The sequence below is a fragment of the Lacisediminihabitans sp. genome, assembly GCF_036404185.1.
GTDB lineage: Bacteria > Actinomycetota > Actinomycetes > Actinomycetales > Microbacteriaceae > Lacisediminihabitans.
Genome location: NZ_DASWPB010000030.1, coordinates 1 through 2907, shown reverse-complemented (window position 1 = coordinate 2907; position 2907 = coordinate 1). Strand labels below are relative to the sequence as shown.

General features: G+C 68.8%; 4 protein-coding genes. 1 reads left to right on the top strand and 3 read right to left on the bottom strand.

What is annotated here, in order from left to right; all coding sequences use genetic code 11:
• A partial coding sequence (locus VGC18_RS01645; RefSeq protein WP_331093554.1) for an HAD hydrolase family protein occupies positions 1 to 152 on the bottom strand: 152 nt, incomplete at its 3' end.
• Complete coding sequence (serS, locus tag VGC18_RS01640; protein ID WP_331093552.1) at positions 149 to 1414, bottom strand: serine--tRNA ligase; 1266 nt, start codon at positions 1412 to 1414, stop codon at positions 149 to 151. The genes serS and VGC18_RS01645, both read right to left, overlap by 4 nt.
• A 39-nt stretch (positions 1415 to 1453) precedes the next feature.
• Between serS and VGC18_RS01635 the strand changes: the two genes are divergently transcribed.
• The gene (locus VGC18_RS01635; protein WP_331093550.1) at positions 1454 to 2434 is read left to right on the top strand and encodes a diacylglycerol/lipid kinase family protein; all 981 of its coding nucleotides are present in this window, start codon (positions 1454 to 1456) and stop codon (positions 2432 to 2434) included.
• Between the two features lie 25 nt (positions 2435 to 2459).
• On the opposite strand, the gene VGC18_RS01630 is transcribed toward VGC18_RS01635, so the two are convergent.
• Positions 2460 to 2907, bottom strand: a 448-nt coding sequence (locus tag VGC18_RS01630) for a prephenate dehydratase (RefSeq protein WP_331093548.1), incomplete at its 5' end; no start/stop codon positions are given.

The following is a 2907-nucleotide window of genomic DNA, read 5'->3' as shown; positions in this document are numbered from 1 at the left end:
GTCATCGACACCGACCGGCCGGTGGCGAGCATCACCTCGTGGCCGAGTCCCTCGACCCGCTGCACCTGGTTGATGACCTCGTCGGAGACGGAGCCGTCCTCTCCGATGAGCGTTCCGTCGATGTCCAGCGCGATGAGCCAGCGATCGGTCATCGAACGGGTTCCATGACCTCGAGGCCACCCAGGTACGGACGCAGCGCGGCCGGCACGACAACGGATCCGTCGGCCTGCTGGTGGGTCTCGAGGATGGCGACGAGCCAGCGGGTCGTCGCGAGGGTGCCGTTGAGGGTCGCGACCGGAGCGGTCTTGCCCGACTCGGTGCGGTAGCGGATGTCCAGCCTGCGCGCCTGATAGGTGGTGCAGTTGCTCGTGCTGGTGAGCTCGCGATAGGTGCCCTGGGTGGGCACCCAGGCCTCGATGTCGAACTTGCGTGCCGCGCTCGAACCGAGATCCCCCGCGGCGACGTCGATCACGCGGTAGCTGAGCTCGCAGGCCTGCAGCATCGACTCCTGGAACGAGACCAGGCGGTCGTGCTCGGCCTCGGCGTCCTCCGGCAGCACGTAGCTGAACATCTCGAGCTTGTTGAACTGGTGCACTCGCAGGATGCCGCGGGTGTCCTTGCCGCCGGAACCGGCCTCGCGCCGGTAGCAGGTCGACCATCCGGCGTAGCGCAGCGGGCCGTCCGTGAGGTCGAGGATCTCGTCGGAGTGGAACCCGGCGAGAGCGACCTCGCTGGTTCCGGTGAGATAGAGGTCGTCGGCGGGGAGGTAGTAGATCTCATCGGCGTGCGAGCCGAGGAAGCCGGTGCCGGCCATGATCTCCGGCCGCACCAGGGTCGGTGTGATGAGCGGCTCGAAGCCCTCGGTGAGCGCCTTGTCGAGCGCGAGGTTCATCAGGGCGAGCTCCAGCCGCGCGCCGATGCCGCGCAGGAAGTAGAACCGGCTGCCGGACACCTTGGCGCCACGGGTCATGTCGATCGCCCGCAGCAGTTCGCCGAGCTCGAGATGATCGCGGGCCTCGAAATCGAACCGCGGCTTCTCCCCCACCTCGCGCAGGGTGACGAAGTCCTCCTCGCCGCCGGCGGGGACACCATCGATGATCGGGTTGGCGATGCTGCCGACAGCCCTGGTGAACTCGGCCTCGGCATCCGCGGCCACCTGGGCGAGCTCCTTGACCCTGGCCGCCAGCTGCTGCGCCTCGGCGAGCAGTCGGGCCTTCTCCTCGCCGGTCGCCTGAGCGACCTGCTTGCCCAGCGTCTTCTGCGTCGCCCGGAGGCTCTCGGATTCGGCGATGGCGCTGCGACGGTCGACGTCCGCGGTCAGCGCGGTGTCGACCAGTTCGACGGAGTCGCCCCTGGCTCGCTGCGAGGCCCTGATCGAATCGGGATTGTCACGGAGAAGCTGCGGGTCGATCACGAGCCTAAGTCTATTGAGCTATGCCGTAGCGTTGGTGACGTGCCAACAACCTCCGCATCCGCCGAACGGCACGCGGCGGTCGTCTACAACCCGATCAAGGTGGATCTCGCCCGGCTGGAAAAGGGCGTCGCGGATGCGCAGCACGCGGCCGGCTGGGGCGAGACGCTGTGGTTCGCCACGACAGAGGAGGATGCTGGCCAGGGCCAGACCCGTGCCGCCATCGCCCAGGGGGCGGAGGTGGTGCTCGCCGTCGGAGGGGACGGAACGGTGCGCGCCGTCGCGGAGGCGCTGCGGGGAACCGGCGTCCCGATCGCCCTCGTGCCGTCGGGGACCGGCAATCTGCTCGCCCGCAATCTCAACCTCACGCTCACCCATCAGGTCGAGTCGATCGGTGCGGCCTTCACCGGCGGCGAGCGCCGGATCGACCTCGGCATCGCGGAGATCGAGCGCGCCGACGGGACGACCGAGGAGCACGTCTTCCTGGTCATGGCCGGGCTCGGGCTCGATGCCAAGATGATCGCGCGCACGAATCCGAAGCTCAAGAAGGCGGTGGGCTGGCTCGCCTACGTCGACGCCGGCGTCCGGGTGCTGCCCTCCCTCGAGCCGATCCGGCTGCGCTTCAGCCTCGACGGCTCACCGGAGCGGTCGACGAGCGTGCACACGGTCATCATCGGAAACTGCGGGGCGCTGCCCGGCGGCATCCTGCTCATGCCGGATGCCAAGCCCGACGACGGCCTGCTCGACATCGCCGCACTCCGCCCCCGCGGACCCTTCGGCTGGCTCAAGGTGTGGAACAAGGTGGCCTGGGAGAACGGTGTGCTGCGCAAGAGCGCCATTGGTCGGTCGATCATCGATCTGACCGCCGATGTGAAAGACGTGCTCTACTTCACCGGCAAAGACCTGCGACTGACCGTGGAGGCGCCCCAGGACTTCCAACTCGACGGCGACCCGTTCTGCGAGGCCGCGGCCGTTCACGCCTGGGTGGACCCGGGCGCCCTCGCCGTCAAGATCCCGGCCTGAGCCCCCGCCCGCTCCGCCAGTCTGCTCATCCCCTCGGGTCGCCCGCGATGAGGCCGCGCAGCCAGGCGCGCGCATCCGTGAAGGTCTCGTTGCCGTAGCGCTCGGTCACGATCGTCCGCACCCTGTCTGCCCTCGGATACGAACCGAGGAAGATGACGTTCGGGCTGAACCTCTTGAGCCCGAGCAGGGCATCCGCGACCCGTTCGTCCAGGATGTGCCCGTCCAGGTCGATGACGAAGCGATAGCGGCCGAGGGCGTCGCCGATCGGACGCGACTCCAGCAGGCTCAGGTTCACGCCCCTGGTGGCGAACTGCTCGAGCATCTCGAGCAGCGCTCCCGCGCGGTCCTCCGGGAGCTCGGCGACGATGCTGGTCTTGTCCGCGCCGGTCGCGGGCGGGATCGGCGCGGTTCGGGCAACCAGCACGAAGCGGGTGACGGCGTTCGGGTTGTCCCCGATGTTCTCGGCGAGCACG